This is a genomic window from Microbacterium luteum (assembly GCF_015277875.1).
Lineage (GTDB): Bacteria > Actinomycetota > Actinomycetes > Actinomycetales > Microbacteriaceae > Microbacterium > Microbacterium luteum.
Map to the genome: position 1 here is coordinate 3,235,594 of NZ_CP063814.1, position 22,554 is coordinate 3,258,147.

Here is a 22,554-nt window from a genome sequence, read left to right on the forward strand (position 1 = left end):
GTCAGTACGCGACCCCGGCGTGGAGGATGACGTTGGCGTAGGCCGTGAACTCTCCGGATCGCACGAAGGCGCGGGCGCTCCGCGTGCGTGCCTTGAACTCGACGTGCGGCACGAGTTCGAGCTCGACGCCGAGCGGCTCGAGGCGTTCGCGCAGCGCCGCGAGCATGGCGGGGCTCTGCTCGGCGATCTCCGCCGGCGCGGTCGCGCCCTCGATCACCATCTCGCCGAGCACCGTGTCGAGAACGTCGAGGAAGGCCGGCTCCCCCGGACGGTAGGCGAGGTCGATCCGCTCGCTGCCGACCGGGATCGGCAGTCCCGCGTCGGTCACGACGATGAGATCGGTGTGCCCGGTCTCGCTGATGACGCGCGAGAGGGCCGGGTTGATGGTGGAGGGAATCTTTCTCATGCGCGGCTCCCGTCGACGATCTCGGGCGCGGGGCGTTCGGCGAGGAACGCGTCGACGCGCTCCCGGGTCGGCAGACTCGGCGAGGCTCCTCGCACCGTGACGGCCAGCGCGCCCGCCGCGGCGGCACGCACGACGGCCTCGTCGAGGGTGGCGCCCTCCGCGAGCGCCGCGCCGAGGTATCCGGAGAACGCGTCACCGGCGGCGGTGGTGTCGACGGCCTCGACGGGGAACGGTGGGACCAGGCGCGCTCCGTCGGAGCTGACCAGCAGGGCACCGGCTCCGGCGAGGGTCACGACCGCGGCGCCGACGCCGCGTTCCAGGAACCAGCGCCCCGCCCGCTCGGCACTCGCGACATCGGTCACCTCGACGCCCGTCATCACCGTCGCCTCGGTCTCGTTGGGCGTCACGACATCGACGTGGCGCCAGATGTCGTCGGGAAGAGCCGACGCCGGCGCCGGATCGAGCACGACGGTGAGCCCGCGCTCACTGCCGGCCCGAATGGCGTGCATCGCAAGCGGTGCGGGGATCTCCAGCTGCGTGAGGAGCACGGATGCCCTGCCGGCGAGCGCGTCCAGCCCGGCGTCGATCTGACCGGCGCTGAGCGCGGCGTTGGCGAGGGGCACCATGACGATGTCGTTCTGCGCCGAGGCATCGACGCGGATGTGCGCGATGCCGGTCGGACCGGGAACGGTGCGCACGTGCGTCACGTCGACGCCCGCGTCGACGAGACCATCCATGATCATGTCGTGGAAGAGGTCGCTGCCGACGCACGCGACGAAGCTGGCTGCAGCGCCCGCGCGGCCCGCGGCGACGACCTGATTCGCGCCCTTGCCGCCGAGCACGAGGGTGAAGTCGTCGCCCAGGATCGTCTCGCCGGGCACGGGCAATCGCGTCGAGAACGTGGTGAGGTCGGCCGTGACGGATCCCACGACGACGACCCCGGGGAGAGCCTGCTGGTCATCGGTCATGGCACCACCTGCGTTTCTTTGACTGCGCCGTCAGCACTCCGCTACATTATCGGGGATTCCACCTGTAACGACAGGTTCGAGGGAGAAACATGACCACCGCTCCGGTCCTCTACGTCGACAGCGCCGACCTCGCCCTCGTCGGCGAGCTGCTGCGCGACGGCCTCGTCACGGGCGTGACGACCAACCCGACCATCCTCGAGCGCGGCGGGCATGCCCTCGACGCCCTCCCCGATCTGTACCAGCGGTGGGTCGACGAAGGCGCCTCCCAGGTCTTCTTCCAGACGTGGGGGGCGACGACCGAGGAGATGCTCACCAACGCGGCCTGGATCAAGGGCTTCGGCGACCGGGTCGCCGTGAAGGTGCCCGCCACCCGGGCGGGGTTCGCCGCGGTCACCTCTCTCGTGCAGGAGGACACGACGGTGCTCATCACCGCGGTCTACTCCGTCGCGCAGGCCCTGGCCGGTGCGGCCTACGGCGCGCGCTACCTCGCGCCCTACCTCGGACGCCTGCGGGATGCCGGCCTCGACGGCGACGCCCTCATCGGCGACATGCAGGCGGCCTGCGCCGGGGCCGACACGGATGTGCTCGCGGCGAGCCTGCGGTCTCCCGACGACATCGTGGGGCTGCGCCGAGCGGGAGTGTCCCACTTCACCGCGGCGCCGCAGGTGATCCTCGATCTGCTCACCGACGACATCAGCGACCGCTCGGCCGAGGAGTTCGAGGGCGCCATCGGGCGCATCCGCGGGTAGCTCCGGCCACGGTCGGTCTACCCTCGACCGAGTCGGCGCGCTAGCCTCAGCGAGGATCCTTCCTCGTCAGAAAGGCGCACCATGCCCGCGTTCCGTTACGGCCCCGTCGAGCTCTACCTCGTCGGCTTCGAGGGCGAGCGCCCCGACGCCGGCACGATGGCCGCCCTGTCCGACCTGCTCGAGAGCGGACTGATGCGTCTGCTCGATCTCGTGCTGATCTCCAAGTCCGACGACGGCGACATCACGGTCACCGAGGTCGAGGCCGACGAGTTCGCGCTCGAGCTGCACGAAGTCGGCATCGCCGGCGAGGAGGACATCGCCGAGCTCGCCGAGCTCGTGCCGCCGGGAGGATCGGCGCTGCTGGTCGCGCTCGAGCTCAGCTATGCGCGCGAGCTCGCCGAGCGCCTCGACAGCGCCGGCGCCGTCGTGCTGAGCGCCGAGCGCATCCCGGCCCCCGTCGTCAACGCCGTCATGGATCTGGCCGACGAGGCCTGAGAAGCAGAAGGAGTCATCATGCCCATTCGCAGAGTCGGCCGTCCCGGTCTGATCGGTCTCGCCGCGCGCACCGCCGTCGTCGCCGGCACCGCCAGCGCCGTCAGCGGCGCCATGTCGAACAACCGCCAGCGCAAGCAGCAGTCGGAGTATGAGCAGCAGCAGTATCAGGCCGCCCAGCAGCAGGCCGCGATGCAGCAGGCGGCCCAGCAGGCCGTCGCCCAGCAGCAGGCGGCGGCGCCGGCCGCCCCCGCAGCCCCCGCCCCCGCGGCGGGCGGCGTCGACATCGTCGCCGAGCTGCAGAAGCTCGCCGCGCTCAAAGACGCCGGTGTGCTCTCCGACGCCGAGTTCGCCGCCGCGAAGGCCAAGCTCCTCGGCTGAGCCTCACCGCTTCTTCTTCGTCGCGATCCCCGTCGGTGCCTCACCGGCGGGGATCGCCGCATCCACATCCCCCGACAGCCAGCGCAGCCACCGCGTGCTCGGGTCGCCCTCGAGCACGAGCGCGCGCACCAGCAGGGTGAGCGGAATGGAGAGGATGGCGCCCAGCGGCCCGATGATGAAGGTCCAGAAGATGACCGAGAAGAAGCTCAGCGTCAACGACAGGTTCACCGCGTCGCTGACGAACTTCGGCTGCACGAGCACCTGCAGGGTGACGTTCACGACGCAGTAGATCGCGATCACGACGAGCATCGTCGGCCAGCCGCCGACGACGAGGGCGAGGACCGCCGGGGGCACGAGACCGAGCACGAACCCGATGTTCGGCACGAAGTTCGTCACGAAGGCGAGGATCGCCCACACCATCGGCGCCGGGATGCCGAGCGCCCACAGCGCGAGCCCGTCGATCACGGCGACGATGAGACCGAACGCGGCGTTGACGACGTAGTAGCGGCGCACGCTGCGGTTGTAGGCCGCGAAGCGCCCGAGGGTCGGTCGGATGCCGGTGCCGAACGCCGTCTCGGCGCGCGAGTACCGCGACGCGTCGGCGGCCATGAAGATGACGTAGGCCAGCACGAAGAAGAACGCCGTGAGCACGCCGAGCACGCTGCCCCCGACCGACGACGCGATCGTCAGCAGGGTCGACGGCGAGAGCAGCGAGGCCGTCGCGGCGGCGATCTGGTCGTCGAGGCCGAGGCCGCGGAGCCACTCCACGACGGCCAGGGCGGTCCGCTGCAGATCTTCGGCGAAGTCCTGCACGAGCCGCCCGAACTGCACGCCGGCGAAGGCGAGCATGACGGCGAGCACGGCGAGGATGAGGTAGCCGAGCACGATCACGGCGGTGGTGGCCGCCCATCGCGGCCATCCCCTGCGGCGCAGCGCCGTGCCGAGCGGCTGGCAGATGATCACGATGACCGCGCCGAGCACGAGCGGCCCGACGACATCGCGGCCGATCGAGAGCCCCACGAGCACGATCACCGACGCGGCGAGTCCGATCACGATCCGCAGCGACGGCGACAGCGCCGGTGGCGCGGGTGCGGCGGGTGCGGGGGCGGGACGCTTCACGATGCCAGGCTAGGCGCTCGGCGGGCGGTCGGTGGATGCGGCGCCGTCGCCCGGCCGGCCGAGGCGGGTTCCGAGGTCGTCGATCTGGGCGGCGAGGGCGCGCACCTGCCCGCGCGTGGCGGCTTCGCCCGCGTCATCCGCACCGGCGGCGGCCCGCTCGAGCACCCACGAGGCGAAGGTGGCCGAGACGACACCGACGACGGCGATGCCGCCGGTCATGAGCAGCACCGCGATGACCCGACCCCACGCGGTGACCGGCGTGTAGTCGCCGTAGCCGACGGTGGTGATCGTGACGAACGCCCACCACAGGGCGTCGCCGAACGAGGTGATGTTCGCGTTCGGGGCGTCGCGCTCGGCTTCGAGCACCGTGAGGGCGGCGACCCAGATGAGGGTGAGGGCGGCACCCGCGCCGTAGACGGCGATGCGTGCGCGGAGGGCCGCACCGGCGGTGCGCTGCAGCACGTGGATGACGGTGAGCGCCTTGAGCAGGCGCAGCGGGCGGAGGGCGGGGATCACCACGACGCACAGGTCGAACAGGTGGGAGCGGAACCAGCGGCCCTTCGGCTTGGCGAGGGAGAGCTGCACGATGTAGTCGATCGCGAACACGACCCAGGTGGCGAACATGATCGCCCGGGCGAGGGAGAACTCGCCACCCTCGAGGTCGGCGATCACCTGCCACGAGTACGCGACGATGAAGGCGAGCGAGGCGATGATCAGCGGCCAGTTCGTGATCTGCTGCCACCGGTCCAACGTCATGCGTTCGAGCCTAGAAGCGCCGCCCGGCGTTGACCGGCAGCCTCGCCGCCCAGGCTCTCACGAGTCGGTGTCGTCGGCGGGAGGCAGGGCGCGGTGCGGACGCCACAGCACGACCTCGGTGGCGCGACGCACGCGGGTGCCGTGGCGCAGCGAGATGACCGAGCCGGTCGCGCCGGCCGCGAACACGCGCGCACCGGGGCGTCGCTCGAGCTCGCTCTTCATGCGGTCTTCGAGGTCGCGCACGCGCAGGTGCAGCTCGCGCACCCGGTTCTCCAGTTCGAGGATGCGCGCGATGGCCGGCAGACTCATGCCCTCCGCCGACATGCGCGCGACCTCTCGCAGCTGCGCGACGTGCCGCAGCGAGTAGCGGCGCGACCCGCCCTGGGTGCGGGCGGGCACGACGAGGCCGAGACGGTCGTACTGGCGCAGGGTCTGCGGATGCATCCCCGCCAGCTCCGCGGCGCCGGCGATGGCGAGGATCGGTGCGTCCTCGTCGATCTCGTCGGGGTCCACCATGTGCTCACCTCGTTCCGTTTCGTCTCCTCGCTCCGCTCGTCGCTCAACGACCGGAAAAGGTTGATCCCAAGGTACTCCGCGGCCACCGGTCACCCCCACCGGTCGTTGAGCGAGCGGAGCGAGACGAAACGCTACGTGCGCGCCTTCGCCATGAGGTCCGCGCGCGGGTTCTCCTTCGGCTCCAGCGCCTGATACGCCGCGAGCGCCTCACGGGCCGCGTCATCCAGGTGCGACGGCACCGCCACCTGCACCTCCGCCAGGAGGTCGCCGGTGCCCTTCTGCGTCTGCACGCCACGACCCTTGACCCGCAGCACGCGCCCCGACGGGGTGCCCGCCGCGACCCGCAGTCGCACCGGGTCTCCGCCGAGGGTCGGCACCTCGATCGTGGCGCCGAGGGTGGCCTCGGTGAAGGTCACCGGCACGGTCACGCGCAGGTTCAGCCCGTCTCGAGTGAACACCGGATGCGGCCGCACGGTCACCTGCACGACGATGTCGCCCGATTCCCCGCCGTCCGGCGAGGGGCGACCGCGGCCGCGCAGGCGGATCTTCTGCCCGTCGCGCACACCGGCGGGGATCTTCACCTTGAACGGCTTGCCGTCCTCACCCTGCAGGGTGATGGTCTCGCCCTTGGTGGCGGTGATGAAGTCGATGGTCGTGCGCGCGGTGACATCCGCACCGCGCGACGGACCGCCGAATCCCTGGAACCCGCCGGAGGGCTGCCCGAATCGACCGGAGCCGAAGCCGGTACCGCGACCGCCCTGCTGCTGGTTGAACATCGAGAAGATGTCGTCGAAGTCGGCGCTGCTGTAGCCGCCGCCCCCACGGCCCTGCCCGAATCTCGAGAAGACGTCCTCGAAGCCCCCACCCTGTCCGGATCCGCCAGCCGTGAAGCGCGCGCCCGAGCCCATGGCCCGGATCTGGTCGTACTCCTCGCGCTGCTCGGGATCGCTCAGCACGGCGTACGCCTCGCTGATCTCCTTGAATTTCGCTTCGGCCTTGGCATCCCCCGGGTTGGAATCGGGGTGGTAGGTGCGCGCGAGCTTTCGGTAGGTCTTCTTGAGGTCGGCGGCGCTGACCTCCTTGGAGACACCGAGGACCTTGTAGAAGTCCTTGTCGAACCAGTCCTGACTCGCCACGTGTCCTCCTACTCCGCCGGAACGGCGACGACGACCTTGGCCGGACGCAGCTCGACAGAGCCCAGGCGGTACCCGACTTCGACGACCTCGAGGATCGTCGGGGTCTCGGTGCCCGGGGTGGGTGCCTGGAAGATCGCCTCGTGGTGCTGGGGGTCGAACGCCTCGCCGGCGGCGCCGTAGGGCTCGATGCCCATGCGCTCGACGACGCCGCGCAGCTTCTCGGCGATCGCGGCGAAGGGCGTGCCCTCGTTGAGGTCGCCGTGCTTCTCCGCGCGGTCGAGGTCGTCGATCACCGGCAGCAGTCCCTTGGCGACCGAGCCCTTGGCGCGCTCGATCTCGACCTCGCGCTGCTCTTCGGTGCGACGGCGGTAGTTGGCGTACTCGGCCTGCAGGCGCTTGAGGTCTCCCAGCAGCTGCGACTCGAGGTCGGCGAGCACCTGGTCCTCGGCGTCGGCACCGGCGGCGTCTTCGGATTGCTCCGCACCGAGGATGTCGTCGACGGTCAGGGCCGGATCCTCCGGCTGAGGGTCGGAGGCCTGAGCCTCCGACCCCTCGTCGCCGGGGACCTCGTTCTCGGGGACCTCGTCGGGTCCCGGTTCGAAGTCCTTGGGCATGGTTACTTCTTCTCCTCCGAGCTGTCCTCGTCCTCGTCGACGACCTCGGCGTCGACGACATCCTCATCGGACTCCGTCGATGCCTGCTCCTCCGACGCGCCGGCGCCGGGGGCGGCCTGCTCGTTCTGCGACGACTGGTAGATCGCCTCGCCGAGCTTCTGCTGGCTCTGGTTCAGCTTGTCGAAAGCCGTCTTCACGGCCTCGTCGTCGTCGCCGGCGAGCGCGGACTTGAGGGCGTCGACGTCGGCCTGCACCTCGGTCTTGACCTCTTCGGGCAGCTTGTCGGCGTTGTCGGAGATGAGCTTCTCGACCGAGTACGACGCGGTCTCGGCCTGGTTGCGCACCTCGGCGGCCTCGCGGCGCTTCTTGTCCTCGGCGGCGTGCTCCTCGGCCTCGCGCACCATGCGGTCGATGTCCTCCTTGGGCAGCGACGAGCCGCCCGTGATGGTCATGGACTGCTCGGTGCCGGTGCCCTTGTCCTTCGCGGACACGTGCACGATGCCGTTGGCGTCGATGTCGAAGGTGACCTCGACCTGCGGGATGCCGCGCGGGGCCGGCGCGATGCCGGTGAGCTCGAAGGTGCCCAGCGGCTTGTTGTCGCGGGTGAACTCGCGCTCGCCCTGGAAGACCTGGATCGCGACCGACGGCTGGTTGTCGTCGGCGGTCGTGAAGGTCTCGCTCCGCTTGGTGGGGATAGCCGTGTTGCGCTCGATGAGCTTGGTCATGATGCCGCCCTTGGTCTCGATGCCGAGGCTCAGCGGGGTGACGTCGATGAGCAGCACGTCCTTGCGCTCACCCTTGAGGACACCGGCCTGCAGGGCGGCGCCGACGGCGACGACCTCATCCGGGTTGACGCCCTTGTTGGCGTCCTTGCCGGTCTCCTTCTTCACCAGCTCGGCGACCGCGGGCATGCGGGTCGAGCCACCGACGAGCACGACGTGGGCGATGTCGGCGACCTTGATGCCGGCCTCGCGGATGACGTCTTCGAACGGCTTCTTGGTGCGGTCGAGGAGGTCCTTGGTGAGGTCTTCGAACTTGGCGCGCGACAGCGTCTCCGACAGCGACACCGGGCCCGACTCCGTCAGCGACAGGTAGGGCAGGTTGATCGAGGTCGACGACGAGCTGGAGAGCTCCTTCTTCGCCTGCTCCGCGGCCTCCTTGAGGCGCTGCAGCGCGATCTTGTCGCCCGAGACGTCGACGCCGGTGGTCTCCTTGAACTGCTTGATCAGGTAGTCCACGACGCGCTGGTCCCAGTCGTCGCCGCCGAGGCGGTTGTCACCCGAGGTGGCGCGCACCTGGATGGTCGAGAAGTCGTCGTCCTTGCCCACCTCGAGCAGCGAGACGTCGAACGTTCCGCCACCGAGGTCGAAGACGAGGATGAGCTCGTCCTCCTGGCCCTTGTCGAGGCCGTAGGCGAGGGCGGCCGCGGTCGGCTCGTTGATGATGCGGAGCACGTTCAGGCCCGCGATCTCGCCGGCCTCCTTCGTGGCCTGGCGCTCGGCGTCGTTGAAGTAGGCGGGAACGGTGATGACCGCGTCGGTCACCGTGTCACCGAGGTACTCCTCGGCGTCGCGCTTGAGCTTCATGAGGATGCGCGCGGAGATCTCCTGCGGCGTCCACTTCTTGCCGTCGACGTCGAAGCCCCAGTCGGTGCCCATGTGGCGCTTGACGCTGGAGACGGTGCGGTCGACGTTGGTGACGGCCTGGCGCTTGGCGGTCTCGCCGACGAGCACCTCGCCGTCCTTGGTGTAGGCGACCACCGAGGGGGTGGTGCGGAAGCCCTCGGCGTTCGCGATCACCTTGGGCTCGCCGCCCTCCAGCACGCTGACGACGGAGTTCGTCGTACCGAGGTCGATTCCAACAGCACGGGGCATGTCTTCTCCTTCTGGGTGGGGCCGAAGCGGATGCGCGGCCCGGGTTGTTGCCGAAAGTCACGGGTCGACTCAGGGACCTGAGCCGAGACGACTCAAGCGTAGACCGCGAGGTTCGCGGTGTCAAATGAAGTTGATATGCATTGGCTCAAGTTTGGGTGCTGAAGGAAACCTGAGGAACGCCTGACGCCCGGGCATTGGAGACCTGAGGTGCGCTGGGGACAGTGGATGCCGCGGGGACCTCCCGCACCCTCGACACCGCTAAGGGAGACTCGCATGACCACTTACATCGCCGCCCTGCGGCGTCGCAAGGAGAACGGCGACGCCGGCTTCTCGCTCATCGAACTGATCGTCGTCGTCGTGATCCTCGGCGTCCTCGCCGCCATTGCCGTCCCGGTCTTCCTGGGGCTCCAGGGACAGGCCGAGCAGAGTTCCGCCGACTCGATCGCGGCGAACGCCGCCTCGCAAGTGGCGGCCGCAATCGCTGAAGGCGATGACACTGTCGCAGACCAGGACTTTGGGAACTTCACCGGGACGAACGTCGTGATCTATAACGCCGACGGCACGGCTGCGACCGGGACCATCGAGATCGGCAGCTTCTTCGTCGGCGCCAACACGGGTGCCGCAACGGGCTATGCCGGTCCAGCATTCGACGGAAGCGTGACGCCCGCGGTGGCTGCGCCCACCGCGGGCTGACCCAGCCACTCCACCTCGGCCGGGTCGACGCGTGGCGTCGGCCCGGCCATCCCGCATCTCCCGGAAAGGATCCGGCATGGCCGGCACCCGCGACACCCGCTCCGACGAGGGCTTCGGCCTCGTCGAGGTCGTGGTGTCGATGCTGCTGTTCGCCGTCATCGCCGTCGCGATCCTCCCCCTGGCCCTGCAGGCGTCGGTGCTGAGCGCCGGCAACCGCGACCGCGCGTCGGCGCAGTCGTTCGCGGCGGGGCAGCTCGCGGATGTGCGGGCGGCGCATCCCGACGACGCAGCCAACTCGTGCACGGCACTGGCCGACGCCGCGGCGACGGGCGTTCCCGATGCCGCCGACACCGGATTCGTCGCCGACATCGCCATCGACACGTGCCCGACCTCCTACCCGGCCGCCGTGACCGTCACCGTCGCCGTGCGGGACGCTGACGCCGACCCCGGCTCCCCGGTCGTCGAGATGGCGACCAAGATCGTGGTGACGGCCCCATGAGCGCCGACACGTCCACGCGAGAGATGGTCGCCGACGACGCGGGCCTCAGTCTCGTCGAGCTGCTCGTCGCCCTCTTCGTCGGCGGCATGCTGCTGACCCTCATCGCCTCGCTGTTCGTCTCGACGATGCAGGCCACCGCCGCCACCCGCGACCTCGACCTCGCCACGGGTCGCGCCCAGGCCCTCAGCACGTCGCTGCAGACCGACATCCGCAATGCCGCGGAGATCGTCGTGGAAAACATCCCGGGCGGCGGCACGCTCGTGCGGGCCCGCGTCGCCACCGGCGACACCGGCTGGCAGTGCCGTGCGTGGGCGCTCGTCGACCTCACCACGACCGACGCCGACGGAACCCGCCCCGGCGCCGACGGCGACCTCGAGGCCCGCACCCACACCTCCGCCCCGCTCACCGGCACGCAGACCGCGCCCGCCCCCGCGACGACGTGGGGCGCCCTCGTCGACGTCGTCGAACCCACGACGGATGCCGCCGGCACGGCGCTGCCGCCCTTCACCCTCGACGACCGCCATCTGTCGTGGAACCTGACGGTCGTCACGTCGGAGCAGCCGCAGCTGAACGCGCGCAGCACGACCTCGCTCTCGGGGTCGGCCGTCGCCGGCGCCCGCGACGACGGAAGCGGTGCCCGATGCTGGTGACCCGACCGAACCGCGTCCGCGACCGCACCCGCGACCGCGCCGTCGACGACGACCGGGGCGCGGCCCTCATCTCGGTGCTGATCGTCTCGCTCGTGCTCGGCGTCATCGCCGTCGGGCTCTCCAGCGCCGTCGTGAACACGACGCTCACCACGAGCGGCGTCCGCGCCACGCTCGAGGCGCGCGCCGCCGCCGACGCCGGCATGGCCGAAGCGGTCGCCGCCGCGAAGGGCGGCGACCTTTGCGACGCGACCGTGCCCGACGGCGCGCTCGACACCGGCGCCGCCTATACCGCATCCCTCGCGTGCGCCGACGACGGCAGCACGGTGACCCTCACCGCCACCGGCACGGCCGACGGCACGTCGGCGACCGTGCAGGCGGTCTACGCCCTCGTCGCCGAGACCATCGAGGCCGTCGATCCGTCGCTCACCCCCGTCGGCCTCGTGCTCTACGACGCCTCGACGATGGGCCAGGTGACCCTGCTCGCGCACGGCGGCAACGAGCCGCAGGTGGTCGCGGTCACGGGAACGTTCGGCTGCCGGCTCGGCATCCCCGGCAACCTGCTGGTGGGCGGCAACGTCACCTCGAGCGACGGCTGCAACGTCAGCGGCGACATCTACGCCGGTGGAACGGTCACGTTCAACGGCGGCGCGACGACGGTGCTCGGCGACATCCTCGCCGCAGGCACCGGCACCTCGAAGATCAACAGCAGCATCGGCAGCGCGAACGCCGACGATCCGCTTTCGACCGTGCACGTCAACGGGGCACTCGACCTGCTGTGGAGCGGCGCCCGCGCGCACACGAACGTGATCGCGAACGGCTCCGTCACCGTCAACAGCCGGGTCATCGAGGGCGACGTGACCCTGCCGACCGGCAGCTCCCCGTCGGTCAACGGCGGCCGCATCGAGGGTGAGACCATCCAGACCGACGACGTGCCGACCGTGCCCGCGCCGAGCCTCCCCGCCTGGTTCGACTACACGTACCGCGCCGCCGACTGGCCGGGTGCGACCGTCGTGACGCTGCGCAACGTCAGCACCAACGCGACCGACACGTGCGATTACTACAACAAGCACACCGGGTGGAGCGTCGACGGCACGTGGGTCGGCGGCGGGAACCGCGGATGGAAGGACCTCGCGAACTACACCGGCACGGTCGTGATCGACGGCCGCGCGTGCGACCAGCTCACCTCCAACGCGGGCGGCAATCCGGCACCGGCGCTGAAGGCCTCGAACGTCGTGCTCCTGGCGAAGAAGTTCGACACGACCGGCCTCACCATGACCGCCGCCACGGGCGCGACGCCCCGCGTGTACTTCATCACCGAAGACACCGTGCCCGACGGCAGGCCCTCGTGCGCCCTCGGCGCGACGGCCACGAACGTCAACACCAACGGCGCCAACCTCGACGGCGTGCGCTCGCTCATCTACACCCCGTGCCGCCTGTCCGTGTCCGGCGGCGGCGTGCTGCTCGGATCCCTCTACACGAACGGGTTCAACTCCGGCGGTCAGATCACGATCAAGGGCGAGCTCATGAGCCTGCCCGGTCAGCCCGCCCCCGACGGCGGATACGGCGGCACGCCCACGATCATCGAGACCGGCGAGCACGCGCTCGGCGACGTGCTGTGGCGCCGGGAGGTGGCATCCCCGTGACCCCGCTCGCCCTCACCCTCGTCTCCGTCGGCGCCGGCGTCTTCGGCGCCGTCATCGGCTCGTTCCTCAACGTCGTCGCCTATCGCGTGCCCGCCGGCATCTCGCTGCTGCGCGAGAGCCGCTGTCCCACGTGTGACGAGCCGGTGCGGTGGTGGCGGAACGTTCCGGTGCTGGGATGGCTGGCCCTCCGCGGCCGCTGCGCGCGATGCCGTGCGGCGATCCCGGTGCGCTACCCGCTCGTCGAGGCGCTCACCGCGATCGTGTTCGCCGTCGTCGTCGCGTGGGGCGTTCTCGCCCTCCCCGGTCCGCCCGCGGCCACGCTCGTCGTCATCGCGGCCTATTTGTGGTTCGCGGCCTCGGGGATCGTGCTCACCCTCATCGACCTCGATACCCGCCGCCTCCCCCACGCGATCACCGGATCCGCCCTGATCGTGTGCGCGGCCCTCCTCGGTCTCGCCGTGCTGCTGGGCGCCGACAGCGCATCCCTGCTGCGCGCGCTCGTCGGCGCCGCGGCCCTGTGGGCGTTCTACGCCGCGATCCGATTCGTGCGTCCCGACGGCATGGGCGGTGGCGACGTGCGTCTCGCGGCCGTCGTGGGCCTGATGCTGGGGTGGCTCGGATGGGGCCCGCTGCTCGTCGGCGCGTTCGCGGCGTTCGTGACCGGCGGCGCGTTCGGGGTCGGGATGCTGCTGCGCCGCCGCGGCGGTCGGCGCACGGCCATCCCGTTCGGCCCGTGGATCATCGTCGGCGCCTGGATCGGCGTGCTCGCCGGCGACGCGATCGCGCGCGCCTACACCGGCCTGTACCCGGAGCTGTGAGGACGATCATGCCGAAGACGCAGGTGGCGGTGGAGATCACCGAGGAGAGCGTGCGCGCGATCGAGGTGAGCCTCGGACGCACCCCGACCGTCGTGGCGGCCGGCGAGGTGCCGGTGCCGCCGGGGGCGGCGAAGGACTCCGAGGTGCTCGATCGCGATGCGGTCGCCGTCGCCCTGCAACGGCTGTGGGCCGAGGCGCGCATCTCGCAGCGCAACGTCGTGCTCGGCGTCGGCAACCGCCGCATCCTCGTGCGGGAGCACTCGACCCAGCTCACCAACCCCGCGCAGATCCGCCAGGCGCTGCCGTTCGAAGTGCAGGACCGCCTGCCCGTGCCGGTGGATCAGGCCGTTCTCGACTTCGTGCCGACCGCGCAGGACGACCGTGGCGTGCACGGCCTGCTCGTCGCCGCCGTCGCCGAGCACATGGAGGAGCTCGTCGGCGCCCTCGACAAGGCACGCCTTCGCCCCCTGTCGATCGACCTCGTCGCCTTCGGCTACGCCCGCGCCCTCGCGACCCTCGTCGAGCCGGGCCGCACCGGCCTCCTCGTGGGCATCGGCGAGCACACCACGCACATCGTCATCGCCACCGACGGGGTGCCGAGATTCGTGCGCGTCGTTCCGCTCGACATCGTCGACGCGGCACCCCCCGACGAACCGGCACCCGCATCCGAGCCGCTTCGCCGTCGCCGCGCCGCGACGGTCGAGTCGGATGCGCGCGACGCGCTCTCGCCCGCGGTGCAGACGGCGCTCATCGACCTCGTCGGGCGCCTGCGGAGCACCGTCGCCTTCTACCGCGACCGTGCGAACGCCGCGCCGATCGACATCGCCTTCGTGACCGGGACGCACGCCGCGCATCCGCGACTCGTCGAGGCGATCGCGACGGCCGCCGGCGCCCCGGTCACCCCGGTCTCGGTCTCCGATCTCGTGCCGGCCGCTCCCGGTCTCGCGCTGCCCGTCGGAACGGCCGCGCGCCTGACCGGCACGGCCGCGCTGCTGCAGGGCGGCGTCTCGTGAACGTGCGCCGCACCCGGCAGCCTGTGCTTCCCATCGGCTCCCTCCCCCGCGTCGACCTGCTGCCCCCGTCCGAGATGCGACGGCGCGACATGCTGGCGCGCGCCCGCGCGTGGATGGTCGTCGGCATCGCCGCCGTCGCCGTCTCGGCGCTGCTCGTGGGCGGAGCCGCCGCCTATCACGTCGCCTCGTCGGTGCGGCTCGGCCTCGAGCAGGCCCGCACCCAGCAGATCCTCACCGGCATCGCGGAGCTGTCGGAGGTGAGCGAAGCGCTCGCGACCCGCGGAGACCTGCAGGCGCTGCGCGCCGATGCGATGGCCGGCGACCTGGAGTGGACGCCCGCGGTCGCGCTCATCGCCTCGCACCTGCCGGCCGGGGTGACGATCACCGGCTTCTCGCTCGATGCCGGCGCCGCGCCCGTGGCGGGGTCCGACCCGACGTCTGCGACCGGGATGTCGGGCACCGTGACCGTTCAGACGCCGGCCGCGATCGACCTCGTCGCGGCGACCCGCGACCTGCGGGAGGCCCCCGCGGTGATCGCGGCCGACCTCGAGTCGCTGACCGCCGCCGACGGCGTGTTCACCTACACCCTGCGCATCGCGCTCGACCAGTCCGTGTACACCGGCGCCTTCACGGCCGAGGAGTGAGATGACCAAGCAGCTCGTCAACCTCATCGGCGCGGCCACGACCCTCGCGATCCTCGTGCTCGCCGTGCTCGTGTTCGCGCTCCCCCTGTTCACGCAGGCGACCCGCACGGCGGGCGAGGCCGGCGCGGTCGCCGCGCAGAACCGCTCGCAGCAGGGGGTGCTGGATGCGCTGGTCGCCCAGTCCGCCGACATGACGGCCCTCGAGGCGCAGGTCGCGACCCTCCGCGCGGAGATCCCCGCCGAGGCGCGCGTCGACGACGTGCTCCTGCTTGCGATCGACGCGGCCGCCGCGCAGGGCGGCTCGGTCACCTCGGTGACGCCCGCGAGCAGCGAGGCCTTCGCCGTGCGCACGGACGAGGCCGCCACTCCGGCACCGCAGCCCGCAGACGAGGCAGCCGAGACCGACGACGCCTCCGCCGCCGTCGGGCCGAGCACCACCCTCGAGTCGAGCACCCCGGCGCCCGTCGCGGCGAGCGACGGCCCTCAGCAGACGTCGGTGACCGTCGTGGTGGCCGCGCCCACGGTCGAGGCCGCCACGCGCATCCTCGACGAGCTGCGCGCCGGCCCCCGCCTGGTCGCGGTGACGCAGGCCTCCGTCACCGAGGGCGCCGAGGGCGGGGCGAGCCTCAGCGCGACGCTCCTCGTCTTCACGCGACCCTGATCCGCGCCGCCGCGCCGCGGTCGGCCCCGGTCACTGACCGAGCTGCTGGTACATCGTGAACATCGGCATGTAGAGCGCGACGACCATGCCGCCGATGAGGAGTCCGAGCACCGTCATCATGATCGGCTCGATCATGCTCGTCAGCTGCTCGGATGCCGCGTCGACCTCGGCCTCGTACATCGCCGCGATGTTCTCGAGCATGTCCGGAAGCGACCCCGACTCCTCGCCGACCGACACCATCTGGCTGACCATCGGCGGAAAGACGGCGGCGCGCGCGAGCGGCGCCGAGAACGACCGGCCGAGGCGCACCGATTCGCGCACGCTGCGCAGGGCGTCTTCGATGGCCTTGTTGTTCGCCGCCCTGCCGACGAGGTCGAGGGCCTGCATGAGGGGCACCCCGGCCCCGAGCATCATCGACAGGTTGCGGGCGAATCGCGCCACGGCGATCTTCGTCACCAGGGAGCCGAACACCGGCATCCGCAGGCGGAAGGGATCGACGACGCCCCGGAAGCGGTCGGTGTGCTTCACGCGCTGGTACCAGATCCACCCCGCCACGGCGAGCACGACCAGCAGCGGCAGGATCCACACCATGTTGTGCGACAGGGTCACGAGCATCTGCGTCGGGAGCGGGAGCTCGCCGCCCATGCTCGCGAACATGTTCTCGAACACCGGCACCACGAACGTGATCATCGCGATGACGCCGACGACCGCGATGACGAGCACGATGATCGGGTAGGTCATGGCGGAGCGGATCTTCTGCTGCAGCTTCACGTCGGCCTGGTAGCTGCGCGAGATCGCCTCGAGCGAGTCGGCGAGGAAGCCGCCGGTCTCGCCGACGCTCACGAGGCTCACCATCAGCGGCGGGAAGACGTTCGGATGCGCCGCGAGCGCGGTGGAGAACGACGACCCCGACTCGATGTCGACCTGCACCGCCGTCAGCGCCGACGCCAGCCGCCGGTTGGGGGTCTGCTCGGCGAGCAGGGCGAGCGCCCGCATGAGGGGGAGCCCCGCCTGGATGAGTCCGGCGAACTGCTGCGCGAACACCGCGAGGTCCTTCGTGGCGACGCCGCGCTCGAACCCGGGGATCGTCACGTCGCGGTTGAGCCCCGTCTTGGACTGCGCCACGACGCTGAGCGGAGCGAGCCCCTGCGCCCGGAGCTTCGCCACGACGGCGCTCTCGCTCGCCGCTTCGAGCACCCCCTTCGCCTCCGCCCCGGTGGCGGTGGCCGCGCGCCAGCGATATTCCTCCAGCGGCATGTCACAGGATCCAGTCGTCCGACGGCGGCGCGGGGTCGGCGTTTCCGCCGAGCCACGCCTCGGCGTCGTAGTCGCGCGGGCGCACTCGCACGCCGTCGAGGGCATGCGGGTCGGTGAGGTAGTGACGCGCGAGCGAGGCGGCGACGTCGCCCGATTCGACGAGGGTCTTCAGCGACTGATCCAGCGTGTGCATGCCGTGACCCTCCCCGGCCTGCATCGCGTTGTACAGCTGGGCGATCTGGTTCTCGCGCACGAGGTTCGCCACCGCCGGCGTCGACACGAGCACCTCGGTCGCGATCACGCGGCCTCCCCCCTGCGCCTTGGGCAGGAGCGTCTGGCTGATGACCCCCTGCAGCGTGTCGCCGAGCTGGCTGCGCACCTGGTTCTGCTGGTGCGCGGGGAACGCGTCGACGATGCGGTTGATGCTCTTCGCCGCCCCCTGCGTGTGCAGGGTGGAGAGCACGAGGTGGCCCGTCTCGGCAGCGGTGAGCGCGGTCGAGATCGACTCCGGGTCGCGCAGCTCGCCGATGAGGATGACGTCGGGATCCTGCCGGAGCACGCGGCGGAGCGCTTCGGCGAAGGAGGTCGTGTCGGCGCCGACCTCGCGCTGGTGGATGAGCGAGCGCTGCGACGTGTGCACGAACTCGATCGGATCCTCCACCGTCACCACGTGATCCTGCTTGGTGCGGTTGATGAGGTCGATCATGGCCGTCAGGGTCGTCGACTTGCCCGATCCGGTCGGCCCGGTCACGAGCACGAGCCCGCGCGGACGCAGCGCGAGGTCTCCGGCGATGGCCGGCGCGCCCAGCTCGTCGAGGGTGAAGGCGCGGCTCGCGATGAGACGGAAGGCCGCCGCGACCTGCCCGAGCTGGCGGAACACGTTCACGCGGAACCGCCCGGTCCCGGGCACCGTGTGGGAGAGGTCGACATCGCCGGTGGCGTGGAACCCCTCGCGGTGCGCGGCGGACATGATCCCCACGAGTGCGTCGAGCAGCACCGGTCCCGGGATGGGGTGCTCGTAGCCCGGCACCGGCACGAGGTGTCCGTCGTGCCGGTGGAGCGCCGGCGCGTCGGCGGAGAAGTGGATGTCGGATGACCCCATCGTCGCGGCCGTGCGGAGCACCCCCTCCAGCACCCGCTCGGGCGCGTCTTCGGCGACACCGCCCCCTGACCGCATCCGCAGTTCAGACCGTGACACGCAGCACCTCCTCGATCGTGGTGAGACCTTCGAGCACCTTCGACCACCCGTCGGCCCGCAGGCTCGTCATGCCCTGCGCGAGCGCGAGCTCCCGCAGGTCGGCGCCGGATGCGCTGCGCACCACCGCCGCCTCCAGGTCGGGGGTCATCGCCATCACCTCGTGCAGGCCGACGCGTCCGCGATAGCCCGTCCCGGAGCACGCCGGGCACCCCTGCGCGCCGTAGAGCACGGGCACGTCGGTCGGATCGTGCGGAACACCCAGGCGCGAGAGCACCGCCGAGTCCTCGCGATAGGGCTGCCGGCAGGTCGAGCACAGCCGCCGCGCGAGGCGCTGCGCGACCACCGCCGACAACGCGGTGGCGACGAGGTAGGGCTCGGCGCCGATCTCGGTGAGACGCGCGACGGCGCCCGGAGCGTCGTTCGTGTGCAGCGTCGAGAGCACGAGGTGGCCGGTGAGCGCTGCCTCGATGGAGATGACGGCCGTCTCACTGTCGCGGATCTCGCCCACGAGCACGATGTCGGGGTCGGAGCGCAGGATGCTGCGCAGCACCGACTGGAACGTCAGGCCGGCCTTGGCGTTGACCTGCACCTGGTTGACCCCCGCCATGCGGTACTCGACGGGATCCTCGACCGTGATGACGTTCACGCGCGGGTTCGACACCTCCCGCAGCGCCGTGTAGAGCGTCGTGGACTTGCCCGATCCGGTCGGCCCGGTCACGAGCACCATGCCGTGCGGCCGCTCGATGGCGCCGCGGAAGCGCGTCAGATTGCCGCGGCCCATCCGCAGATCGGCGAGGGAGAGGCTGACGGCGGTGTTGTCGAGGATGCGCATCACGATCTTCTCGCCCCACACCGTGGGGAGCGTCGCGACGCGGAGATCGACCTTGCGGCCGCCGTGCGAGACCGACAGCCGGCCGTCCTGCGGCCGGCGCCGCTCGGCGATGTCGATGGAGGCCATGATCTTCAGCCGCGAGATGATGCCGTCCTGGATGTTGCGGTCGGCCCGCTGCATCTCGTGCAGCACCCCGTCGATGCGATAGCGCACGGTCAGGTGGGACTCGCCCGGCTCCACGTGGATGTCGCTCGCGCGATCGTCGATCGCCTGCGTGACGAGGAGGTTCACGAACCGCACGATCGGCGCATCGCTGTCCTGATCGTCGACGACCTCGGTCGCCGACAGGTGTGTGGCCGCGCTCTCCTCCAGCTCGGCGGACAGATCGGAGAGCTCCTCGTCGGATCGCACGTAGCGCTGGAACGCCAGCTGGAGCGCGTCGGCCGCGACGACGACCGGCTCCACCTGCAGGTCGGTGACGGTGGACACGTCGTCGAGCGCGATGATGTCGGTGGGATTGGCCATGGCGAGCACGACCCGGTCGGCCGTGCGACCGATGGGGAGCACGTCGTACTTCCGGCAGAGGCCGCCGGGCACGAGCGTGACGACCTCGGGTTCGAGCTGCAGTCCGGTGATGTCGACGAAGCGGTGGCCCGTCTGGCGCGCGATCGCCTCGGCGAGCTGTGACGGGGTGACGATCTCGCGCGCGACGACCTCGTGCAGGAAGCGGTCGCCCTCACCGTGTTCGGCGAGCAGCTCGCTGAGCGTCGAGGCGCGCGTGGATCCCAGGAGGACGAGCGTCTGCGCGATTCCCCGCACGGTTCTCCCCCCGTTCTCCTCCGGCGACCCAGGCTAGATCTCGGCCGTCTCGTGGCACGACTTCCGCGACCTTTCCTGAGCCAAAGCCGGTCGACCTGAGGAAAAACTGAAGTTATGGGGCGGATGGGGACTGTGTGAAAGCTGAGTTTTATGAGAAGTTACTCATGAAAGACAGAATTTCTTGCACGTACGCCTCGCCAGCTGTATCGACGTTCGCCCCCACATACGCCGAAGGCCCCCATGCGCCCCATCGCCACTCACCCCCTGTCGGATCCGTTCGCGCGGACCGCCCTCGTCATCGACAGTCGCGCCGATCGAGCCAAGGCGGTGGCCGACCGCCTGTCGCAGCAGGGCTTCCGGGTGCGTTCCGCTGCGACGGCCTTCAGTGGAATCGACGCGGCCGCGCAGCATCGCCCCGACCTCGTGATCGTGCAGACCGACCTGGCGGGCCTCGACGGCTTCGAAGCCGTCCGTCGCATCCGGGACTTCAGCGACGCCTTCGTGATCATGCTGTCCGACGACGATTCCGAGTCCGCGACGGTCGAGGGCTTCCGCGCCGGCGCCGACGACTACCTCGCCGGCCCGGTCCGCCCCCACGCGCTCCGCGCACGCATCGATGCGCTGCTGCGTCGCTCGCGCAGCCTGACGAGCACCGGAGCTCCGCGCCAGGACGAGGGCGCGTGGCTCACGCACGGACCGCTGCGGATGCATCCGCACTCGCGTCGCGTCGAGATGCGCGGCCGCGCGTGCGAGCTGACGCGGTCGGAGTTCGACATCCTGCACATGCTCGTGCGCGCCAAGGAGCAGGTCTTCAGCAAGTCGTCGCTCGCGCTCATGCTGCGCGAGACCAACGGGCTGCCCGGCCAGCACATCACCGAGCACGACCGTCACGCGGTCGAGGTGCACATCATGAACATCCGTCGCAAGCTCGGAGACGACGCCCGCTCGCCGGAGTGCATCGCGACGGTGCGGGGGCTCGGCTACCGCCTGGCTCCGGCGACCGCCCGCGTGCGCACCATCGAGCCCCTCTCCGCCGTCGGCTGACGCCGCTCACGCGCGGGTGGGGCGGCCAGCGCCCTGTCGACGTGCCGTCCACGCGGTGAACGCCCTCGTGTCCGGGATGCGCGCCAGCAGGGGGCCGGCGATGATCGTGATCAGCACGTACGCGGTCGCCAGCGCGGCGAGGGACCGGTCCACGCCCGCAGCGATCGCGAGGCCGGCGATCACGATCGAGAACTCGCCTCTCGGCATGAGGGCGAACCCAGCGCGCCAGCGTCCGGCCTCGCCGATCCGGCTGCGACGGGCCGCGAGATAGCCGGTGAGGAGCTTCGTCGCCATCGTGACGGCGGCCAGGGCGAGCGCGGGCAGGAGCATCGGCAGCAGGTCGGCGGGGTCGGTGGACAGCCCGAAGAAGAGGAAGAACACCGACGCGAACAGGTCGCGCAGCGGGGTGAGCATCTGCTGGGCGTGCCGGGCGACCGGGCCGGAGATCGCGATGCCGACGAGGAACGCGCCGACCGCCGACGACACGCTCGCCTGCGCGGCGAGGCCCGCCACGATGAGGGTCACCCCCAGCACCGTCAGCAGGAGCACTTCGGCGCTGCGCGAAGAGACGAGCCGCGACACGACGTGCCCGTGCCGCAGGGCCACGAACAGGATGACGGCGACCACCGCGATCGCGATGACGACGGTGAGCACGCTCGCTCCGAGACTCAGCCCCAGCAGCAGCGCGGTCAGCAGCGGCAGGTAGAACGCCATCGCGAGGTCCTCGATCACGAGGATCGACAGCACGACCGGAGTCTCGCGGTTGGTGAGGCGTCCGAGGTCCTGCAGGAGCTTCGCCACGACGCCCGACGACGAGATCCAGGTGATCCCGCCGAGCGCGACCGCCGCGATCGGCCCCCAGCCCAGGAGCAGCGCGAACGCCGCACCCGGGAGGGCATTCAGCAGCATGTCGATCACCCCCGCGCGGCGGGAGGTGCGCAGGCTGCCGACGAGCTCATCCGCGGTGTATTCGAGCCCGAGCATGAGCAGCAGGAGCACCACGCCGATCTCGGCGCCGATCTCGATGAACTCCTCCCCGGCGGCGAACGGGAGCAGGCCGCCCTCGCCGAACGCGAGGCCGCCGAGCAGGATCAGCGGGATCGGCGAGATGCCGAGCCGGCCGGCGAGTCGGCCGAGAAGGGCGATGCCCAGCAGGAGCGCGCCGAGCTCGATGAGCACGAGCGCGCCGTGATCCATGGGGTGCTCAGCTTCCCTCGATGATCCGGGCCAGCATCTCCAGGCCCCGCGCCGTGCCGATCGCCACGAGCGAGTCGCCGACACTCAGCACGTCGTCCGGTCCGGGCGCCGGCACGACGCCGCCGGCGCGCACGACGGCGACGATCGAACATCGGGTGAGGGTGCGGGCGCGGGTGGCGCCCAGGGGGCGTCCGGCGTAGGGCGAGTCGGCCCGCACCGGGATCTGCGAGGTCGACAGGCCGTCGACCTGGTCGCGGAGGCCCGCGAGCTGGGTCATGATGACCGAGCCGCCGAGCACCTCCGACAGCGCGGTGGCCTCGTCGTCGGTAATCTCCAGCGACAGCTCGGCGCGGTCCGGATCATGGGGATCCGCGACGGCGAGCTCGCGGCCCCCGTCGCGGAAGGTGACGATCGACACGCGACGCCCTGCCGCGGTCTCGACATCGTGACGGATGCCGATCCCCGGCAGTTCGGTGCGCTCGACATTGACGGGCATGGCCACATCCTCGCATCATGAGGCGATCCCCGCTCGCCGCCGAGCACCGGCCGTTCACCGAAAGGTCATACTGTGACCG

The 22,554-nt window shown here is 71.0% G+C and carries 25 protein-coding genes; 12 read left to right on the top strand and 13 right to left on the bottom strand.

Annotation, left to right across the window (positions count from 1 at the left end):
* Position 1: 1 nt before the first annotated feature.
* Complete coding sequence (rbsD, locus tag IM777_RS15650; protein ID WP_194384000.1) at positions 2-406, bottom strand: D-ribose pyranase; 405 nt, start codon at positions 404-406, stop codon at positions 2-4.
* Entirely contained in the window at positions 403-1,374 is a 972-nt protein-coding gene (locus IM777_RS15655) for a ribokinase (protein ID WP_194384001.1), read from the bottom strand. The genes rbsD and IM777_RS15655 overlap by 4 nt, the downstream gene beginning before the upstream one ends.
* A gap of 89 nt (positions 1,375-1,463) precedes the next feature.
* Here IM777_RS15655 and IM777_RS15660 point away from each other — a divergent pair, with 89 nt between their 5' ends.
* From IM777_RS15660 to IM777_RS15670, 3 genes are all read left to right on the top strand, one after another.
* Positions 1,464-2,123 (top strand): transaldolase family protein, encoded by a 660-nt coding sequence (locus tag IM777_RS15660; protein WP_071045451.1) that lies wholly within the window; start codon positions 1,464-1,466, stop codon positions 2,121-2,123.
* A gap of 81 nt (positions 2,124-2,204) precedes the next feature.
* Complete coding sequence (locus IM777_RS15665) at positions 2,205-2,618, top strand: DUF6325 family protein (RefSeq protein WP_071045452.1); 414 nt, start codon at positions 2,205-2,207, stop codon at positions 2,616-2,618.
* Positions 2,619-2,636: 18 nt separating this feature from the next.
* The gene (locus IM777_RS15670) at positions 2,637-2,996 is read left to right on the top strand and encodes an SHOCT domain-containing protein (protein WP_071045453.1); all 360 of its coding nucleotides are present in this window, start codon (positions 2,637-2,639) and stop codon (positions 2,994-2,996) included.
* A gap of 3 nt (positions 2,997-2,999) precedes the next feature.
* On the opposite strand, the gene IM777_RS15675 is transcribed toward IM777_RS15670, so the two are convergent.
* From IM777_RS15675 to dnaK, 6 genes are all read right to left on the bottom strand, one after another.
* Entirely contained in the window at positions 3,000-4,115 is a 1,116-nt protein-coding gene (locus IM777_RS15675; protein ID WP_228480856.1) for an AI-2E family transporter, read from the bottom strand.
* Between the two features lie 9 nt (positions 4,116-4,124).
* Positions 4,125-4,871, bottom strand: coding sequence for a potassium channel family protein (locus IM777_RS15680; protein WP_071045454.1), 747 nt, complete (start codon positions 4,869-4,871; stop codon positions 4,125-4,127).
* A 57-nt stretch (positions 4,872-4,928) separates the two neighbouring features.
* The gene (locus tag IM777_RS15685; protein WP_071045455.1) at positions 4,929-5,387 is read right to left on the bottom strand and encodes a heat shock protein transcriptional repressor HspR; all 459 of its coding nucleotides are present in this window, start codon (positions 5,385-5,387) and stop codon (positions 4,929-4,931) included.
* Between the two features lie 131 nt (positions 5,388-5,518).
* Complete coding sequence (locus tag IM777_RS15690) at positions 5,519-6,523, bottom strand: DnaJ C-terminal domain-containing protein (protein ID WP_071045456.1); 1,005 nt, start codon at positions 6,521-6,523, stop codon at positions 5,519-5,521.
* 8 nt (positions 6,524-6,531) lie between these two features.
* Positions 6,532-7,137, bottom strand: a complete 606-nt coding sequence (locus IM777_RS15695) for a nucleotide exchange factor GrpE (protein ID WP_071045457.1) — start codon at positions 7,135-7,137, stop codon at positions 6,532-6,534.
* Positions 7,138-7,139: 2 nt separating this feature from the next.
* On the bottom strand, positions 7,140-9,011 hold the full coding sequence (gene dnaK, locus IM777_RS15700) for a molecular chaperone DnaK (protein ID WP_194384002.1): 1,872 nt from the start codon (positions 9,009-9,011) through the stop codon (positions 7,140-7,142).
* A gap of 273 nt (positions 9,012-9,284) precedes the next feature.
* Between dnaK and IM777_RS17465 the strand changes: the two genes are divergently transcribed.
* The 8 genes from IM777_RS17465 to IM777_RS15735 all read left to right on the top strand — a co-directional run bounded on the left by IM777_RS17465 (position 9,285) and on the right by IM777_RS15735 (position 15,632).
* Positions 9,285-9,704, top strand: coding sequence for a prepilin-type N-terminal cleavage/methylation domain-containing protein (locus IM777_RS17465; protein ID WP_194384003.1), 420 nt, complete (start codon positions 9,285-9,287; stop codon positions 9,702-9,704).
* A 76-nt stretch (positions 9,705-9,780) separates the two neighbouring features.
* Entirely contained in the window at positions 9,781-10,203 is a 423-nt protein-coding gene (locus IM777_RS15710) for a type IV pilus modification PilV family protein (RefSeq protein WP_194384004.1), read from the top strand.
* The gene (locus tag IM777_RS15715) at positions 10,200-10,853 is read left to right on the top strand and encodes a PilW family protein (protein WP_194384005.1); all 654 of its coding nucleotides are present in this window, start codon (positions 10,200-10,202) and stop codon (positions 10,851-10,853) included. Before IM777_RS15710 ends, IM777_RS15715 begins: the two co-directional genes overlap by 4 nt.
* Complete coding sequence (locus IM777_RS17305) at positions 10,844-12,496, top strand: bactofilin family protein (protein WP_228480857.1); 1,653 nt, start codon at positions 10,844-10,846, stop codon at positions 12,494-12,496. Before IM777_RS15715 ends, IM777_RS17305 begins: the two co-directional genes overlap by 10 nt.
* Positions 12,493-13,314: a prepilin peptidase gene (locus tag IM777_RS17310; RefSeq protein ID WP_228480858.1), complete on the top strand. Its 822-nt coding sequence runs from the start codon at positions 12,493-12,495 to the stop codon at positions 13,312-13,314. Before IM777_RS17305 ends, IM777_RS17310 begins: the two co-directional genes overlap by 4 nt.
* Positions 13,315-13,322: 8 nt before the next feature.
* Positions 13,323-14,327: a type IV pilus biogenesis protein PilM gene (gene pilM / locus IM777_RS15725; RefSeq protein ID WP_071045463.1), complete on the top strand. Its 1,005-nt coding sequence runs from the start codon at positions 13,323-13,325 to the stop codon at positions 14,325-14,327.
* Entirely contained in the window at positions 14,324-14,971 is a 648-nt protein-coding gene (locus IM777_RS15730; protein ID WP_194384006.1) for a PilN domain-containing protein, read from the top strand. The genes pilM and IM777_RS15730 overlap by 4 nt, the downstream gene beginning before the upstream one ends.
* A gap of 1 nt (position 14,972) precedes the next feature.
* Positions 14,973-15,632: a hypothetical protein gene (locus IM777_RS15735; RefSeq protein WP_194384007.1), complete on the top strand. Its 660-nt coding sequence runs from the start codon at positions 14,973-14,975 to the stop codon at positions 15,630-15,632.
* Positions 15,633-15,662: 30 nt separating this feature from the next.
* Here IM777_RS15735 and IM777_RS15740 read toward each other — a convergent pair whose 3' ends face one another.
* From IM777_RS15740 to IM777_RS15750, 3 genes are read right to left on the bottom strand one after another with little or no spacing between them, the layout of a single operon-like run.
* Positions 15,663-16,889 (bottom strand): type II secretion system F family protein, encoded by a 1,227-nt coding sequence (locus IM777_RS15740; RefSeq protein ID WP_194384008.1) that lies wholly within the window; start codon positions 16,887-16,889, stop codon positions 15,663-15,665.
* Position 16,890: 1 nt separating this feature from the next.
* The gene (locus tag IM777_RS15745) at positions 16,891-18,087 is read right to left on the bottom strand and encodes a type IV pilus twitching motility protein PilT (protein WP_272872941.1); all 1,197 of its coding nucleotides are present in this window, start codon (positions 18,085-18,087) and stop codon (positions 16,891-16,893) included.
* On the bottom strand, positions 18,074-19,738 hold the full coding sequence (locus IM777_RS15750; RefSeq protein WP_194384009.1) for a GspE/PulE family protein: 1,665 nt from the start codon (positions 19,736-19,738) through the stop codon (positions 18,074-18,076). The genes IM777_RS15745 and IM777_RS15750 overlap by 14 nt, the downstream gene beginning before the upstream one ends.
* A gap of 240 nt (positions 19,739-19,978) precedes the next feature.
* Between IM777_RS15750 and IM777_RS15755 the strand changes: the two genes are divergently transcribed.
* Positions 19,979-20,782: a response regulator transcription factor gene (locus IM777_RS15755; protein WP_194384010.1), complete on the top strand. Its 804-nt coding sequence runs from the start codon at positions 19,979-19,981 to the stop codon at positions 20,780-20,782.
* A gap of 6 nt (positions 20,783-20,788) precedes the next feature.
* Here the strand turns inward: IM777_RS15755 and IM777_RS15760 are convergent, their stop codons facing one another.
* Positions 20,789-21,979: a cation:proton antiporter gene (locus IM777_RS15760; RefSeq protein WP_194384011.1), complete on the bottom strand. Its 1,191-nt coding sequence runs from the start codon at positions 21,977-21,979 to the stop codon at positions 20,789-20,791.
* A gap of 7 nt (positions 21,980-21,986) precedes the next feature.
* Positions 21,987-22,475, bottom strand: a complete 489-nt coding sequence (locus IM777_RS15765; RefSeq protein WP_194384012.1) for a cation:proton antiporter regulatory subunit — start codon at positions 22,473-22,475, stop codon at positions 21,987-21,989.
* Between the last annotated feature and the right edge of the window lie 79 nt (positions 22,476-22,554).

What these genes read in the sequence shown, in the direction of transcription:
- IM777_RS17465 (WP_194384003.1), top strand. Translation starts at nt 9,285, where the DNA reads ATGACCACTTACATCGCCGCCCTGCGGCGTCGCAAGGAGAACGGCGAC.
- IM777_RS15735 (WP_194384007.1), top strand. Translation starts at nt 14,973, where the DNA reads ATGACCAAGCAGCTCGTCAACCTCATCGGCGCGGCCACGACCCTCGCG.
- IM777_RS15710 (WP_194384004.1), top strand. Translation starts at nt 9,781, where the DNA reads ATGGCCGGCACCCGCGACACCCGCTCCGACGAGGGCTTCGGCCTCGTC.
- IM777_RS15695 (WP_071045457.1), bottom strand. Translation starts at nt 7,137, where the DNA reads ATGCCCAAGGACTTCGAACCGGGACCCGACGAGGTCCCCGAGAACGAG.
- IM777_RS15655 (WP_194384001.1), bottom strand. Translation starts at nt 1,374, where the DNA reads ATGACCGATGACCAGCAGGCTCTCCCCGGGGTCGTCGTCGTGGGATCC.
- IM777_RS15755 (WP_194384010.1), top strand. Translation starts at nt 19,979, where the DNA reads ATGCGCCCCATCGCCACTCACCCCCTGTCGGATCCGTTCGCGCGGACC.
- dnaK (WP_194384002.1), bottom strand. Translation starts at nt 9,011, where the DNA reads ATGCCCCGTGCTGTTGGAATCGACCTCGGTACGACGAACTCCGTCGTC.
- IM777_RS15680 (WP_071045454.1), bottom strand. Translation starts at nt 4,871, where the DNA reads ATGACGTTGGACCGGTGGCAGCAGATCACGAACTGGCCGCTGATCATC.
- IM777_RS15715 (WP_194384005.1), top strand. Translation starts at nt 10,200, where the DNA reads ATGAGCGCCGACACGTCCACGCGAGAGATGGTCGCCGACGACGCGGGC.
- IM777_RS15740 (WP_194384008.1), bottom strand. Translation starts at nt 16,889, where the DNA reads ATGCCGCTGGAGGAATATCGCTGGCGCGCGGCCACCGCCACCGGGGCG.
- IM777_RS15660 (WP_071045451.1), top strand. Translation starts at nt 1,464, where the DNA reads ATGACCACCGCTCCGGTCCTCTACGTCGACAGCGCCGACCTCGCCCTC.
- IM777_RS15670 (WP_071045453.1), top strand. Translation starts at nt 2,637, where the DNA reads ATGCCCATTCGCAGAGTCGGCCGTCCCGGTCTGATCGGTCTCGCCGCG.
- IM777_RS15685 (WP_071045455.1), bottom strand. Translation starts at nt 5,387, where the DNA reads ATGGTGGACCCCGACGAGATCGACGAGGACGCACCGATCCTCGCCATC.
- IM777_RS15760 (WP_194384011.1), bottom strand. Translation starts at nt 21,979, where the DNA reads ATGGATCACGGCGCGCTCGTGCTCATCGAGCTCGGCGCGCTCCTGCTG.
- pilM (WP_071045463.1), top strand. Translation starts at nt 13,323, where the DNA reads ATGCCGAAGACGCAGGTGGCGGTGGAGATCACCGAGGAGAGCGTGCGC.
- rbsD (WP_194384000.1), bottom strand. Translation starts at nt 406, where the DNA reads ATGAGAAAGATTCCCTCCACCATCAACCCGGCCCTCTCGCGCGTCATC.
- IM777_RS17305 (WP_228480857.1), top strand. Translation starts at nt 10,844, where the DNA reads ATGCTGGTGACCCGACCGAACCGCGTCCGCGACCGCACCCGCGACCGC.
- IM777_RS15665 (WP_071045452.1), top strand. Translation starts at nt 2,205, where the DNA reads ATGCCCGCGTTCCGTTACGGCCCCGTCGAGCTCTACCTCGTCGGCTTC.
- IM777_RS15765 (WP_194384012.1), bottom strand. Translation starts at nt 22,475, where the DNA reads ATGCCCGTCAATGTCGAGCGCACCGAACTGCCGGGGATCGGCATCCGT.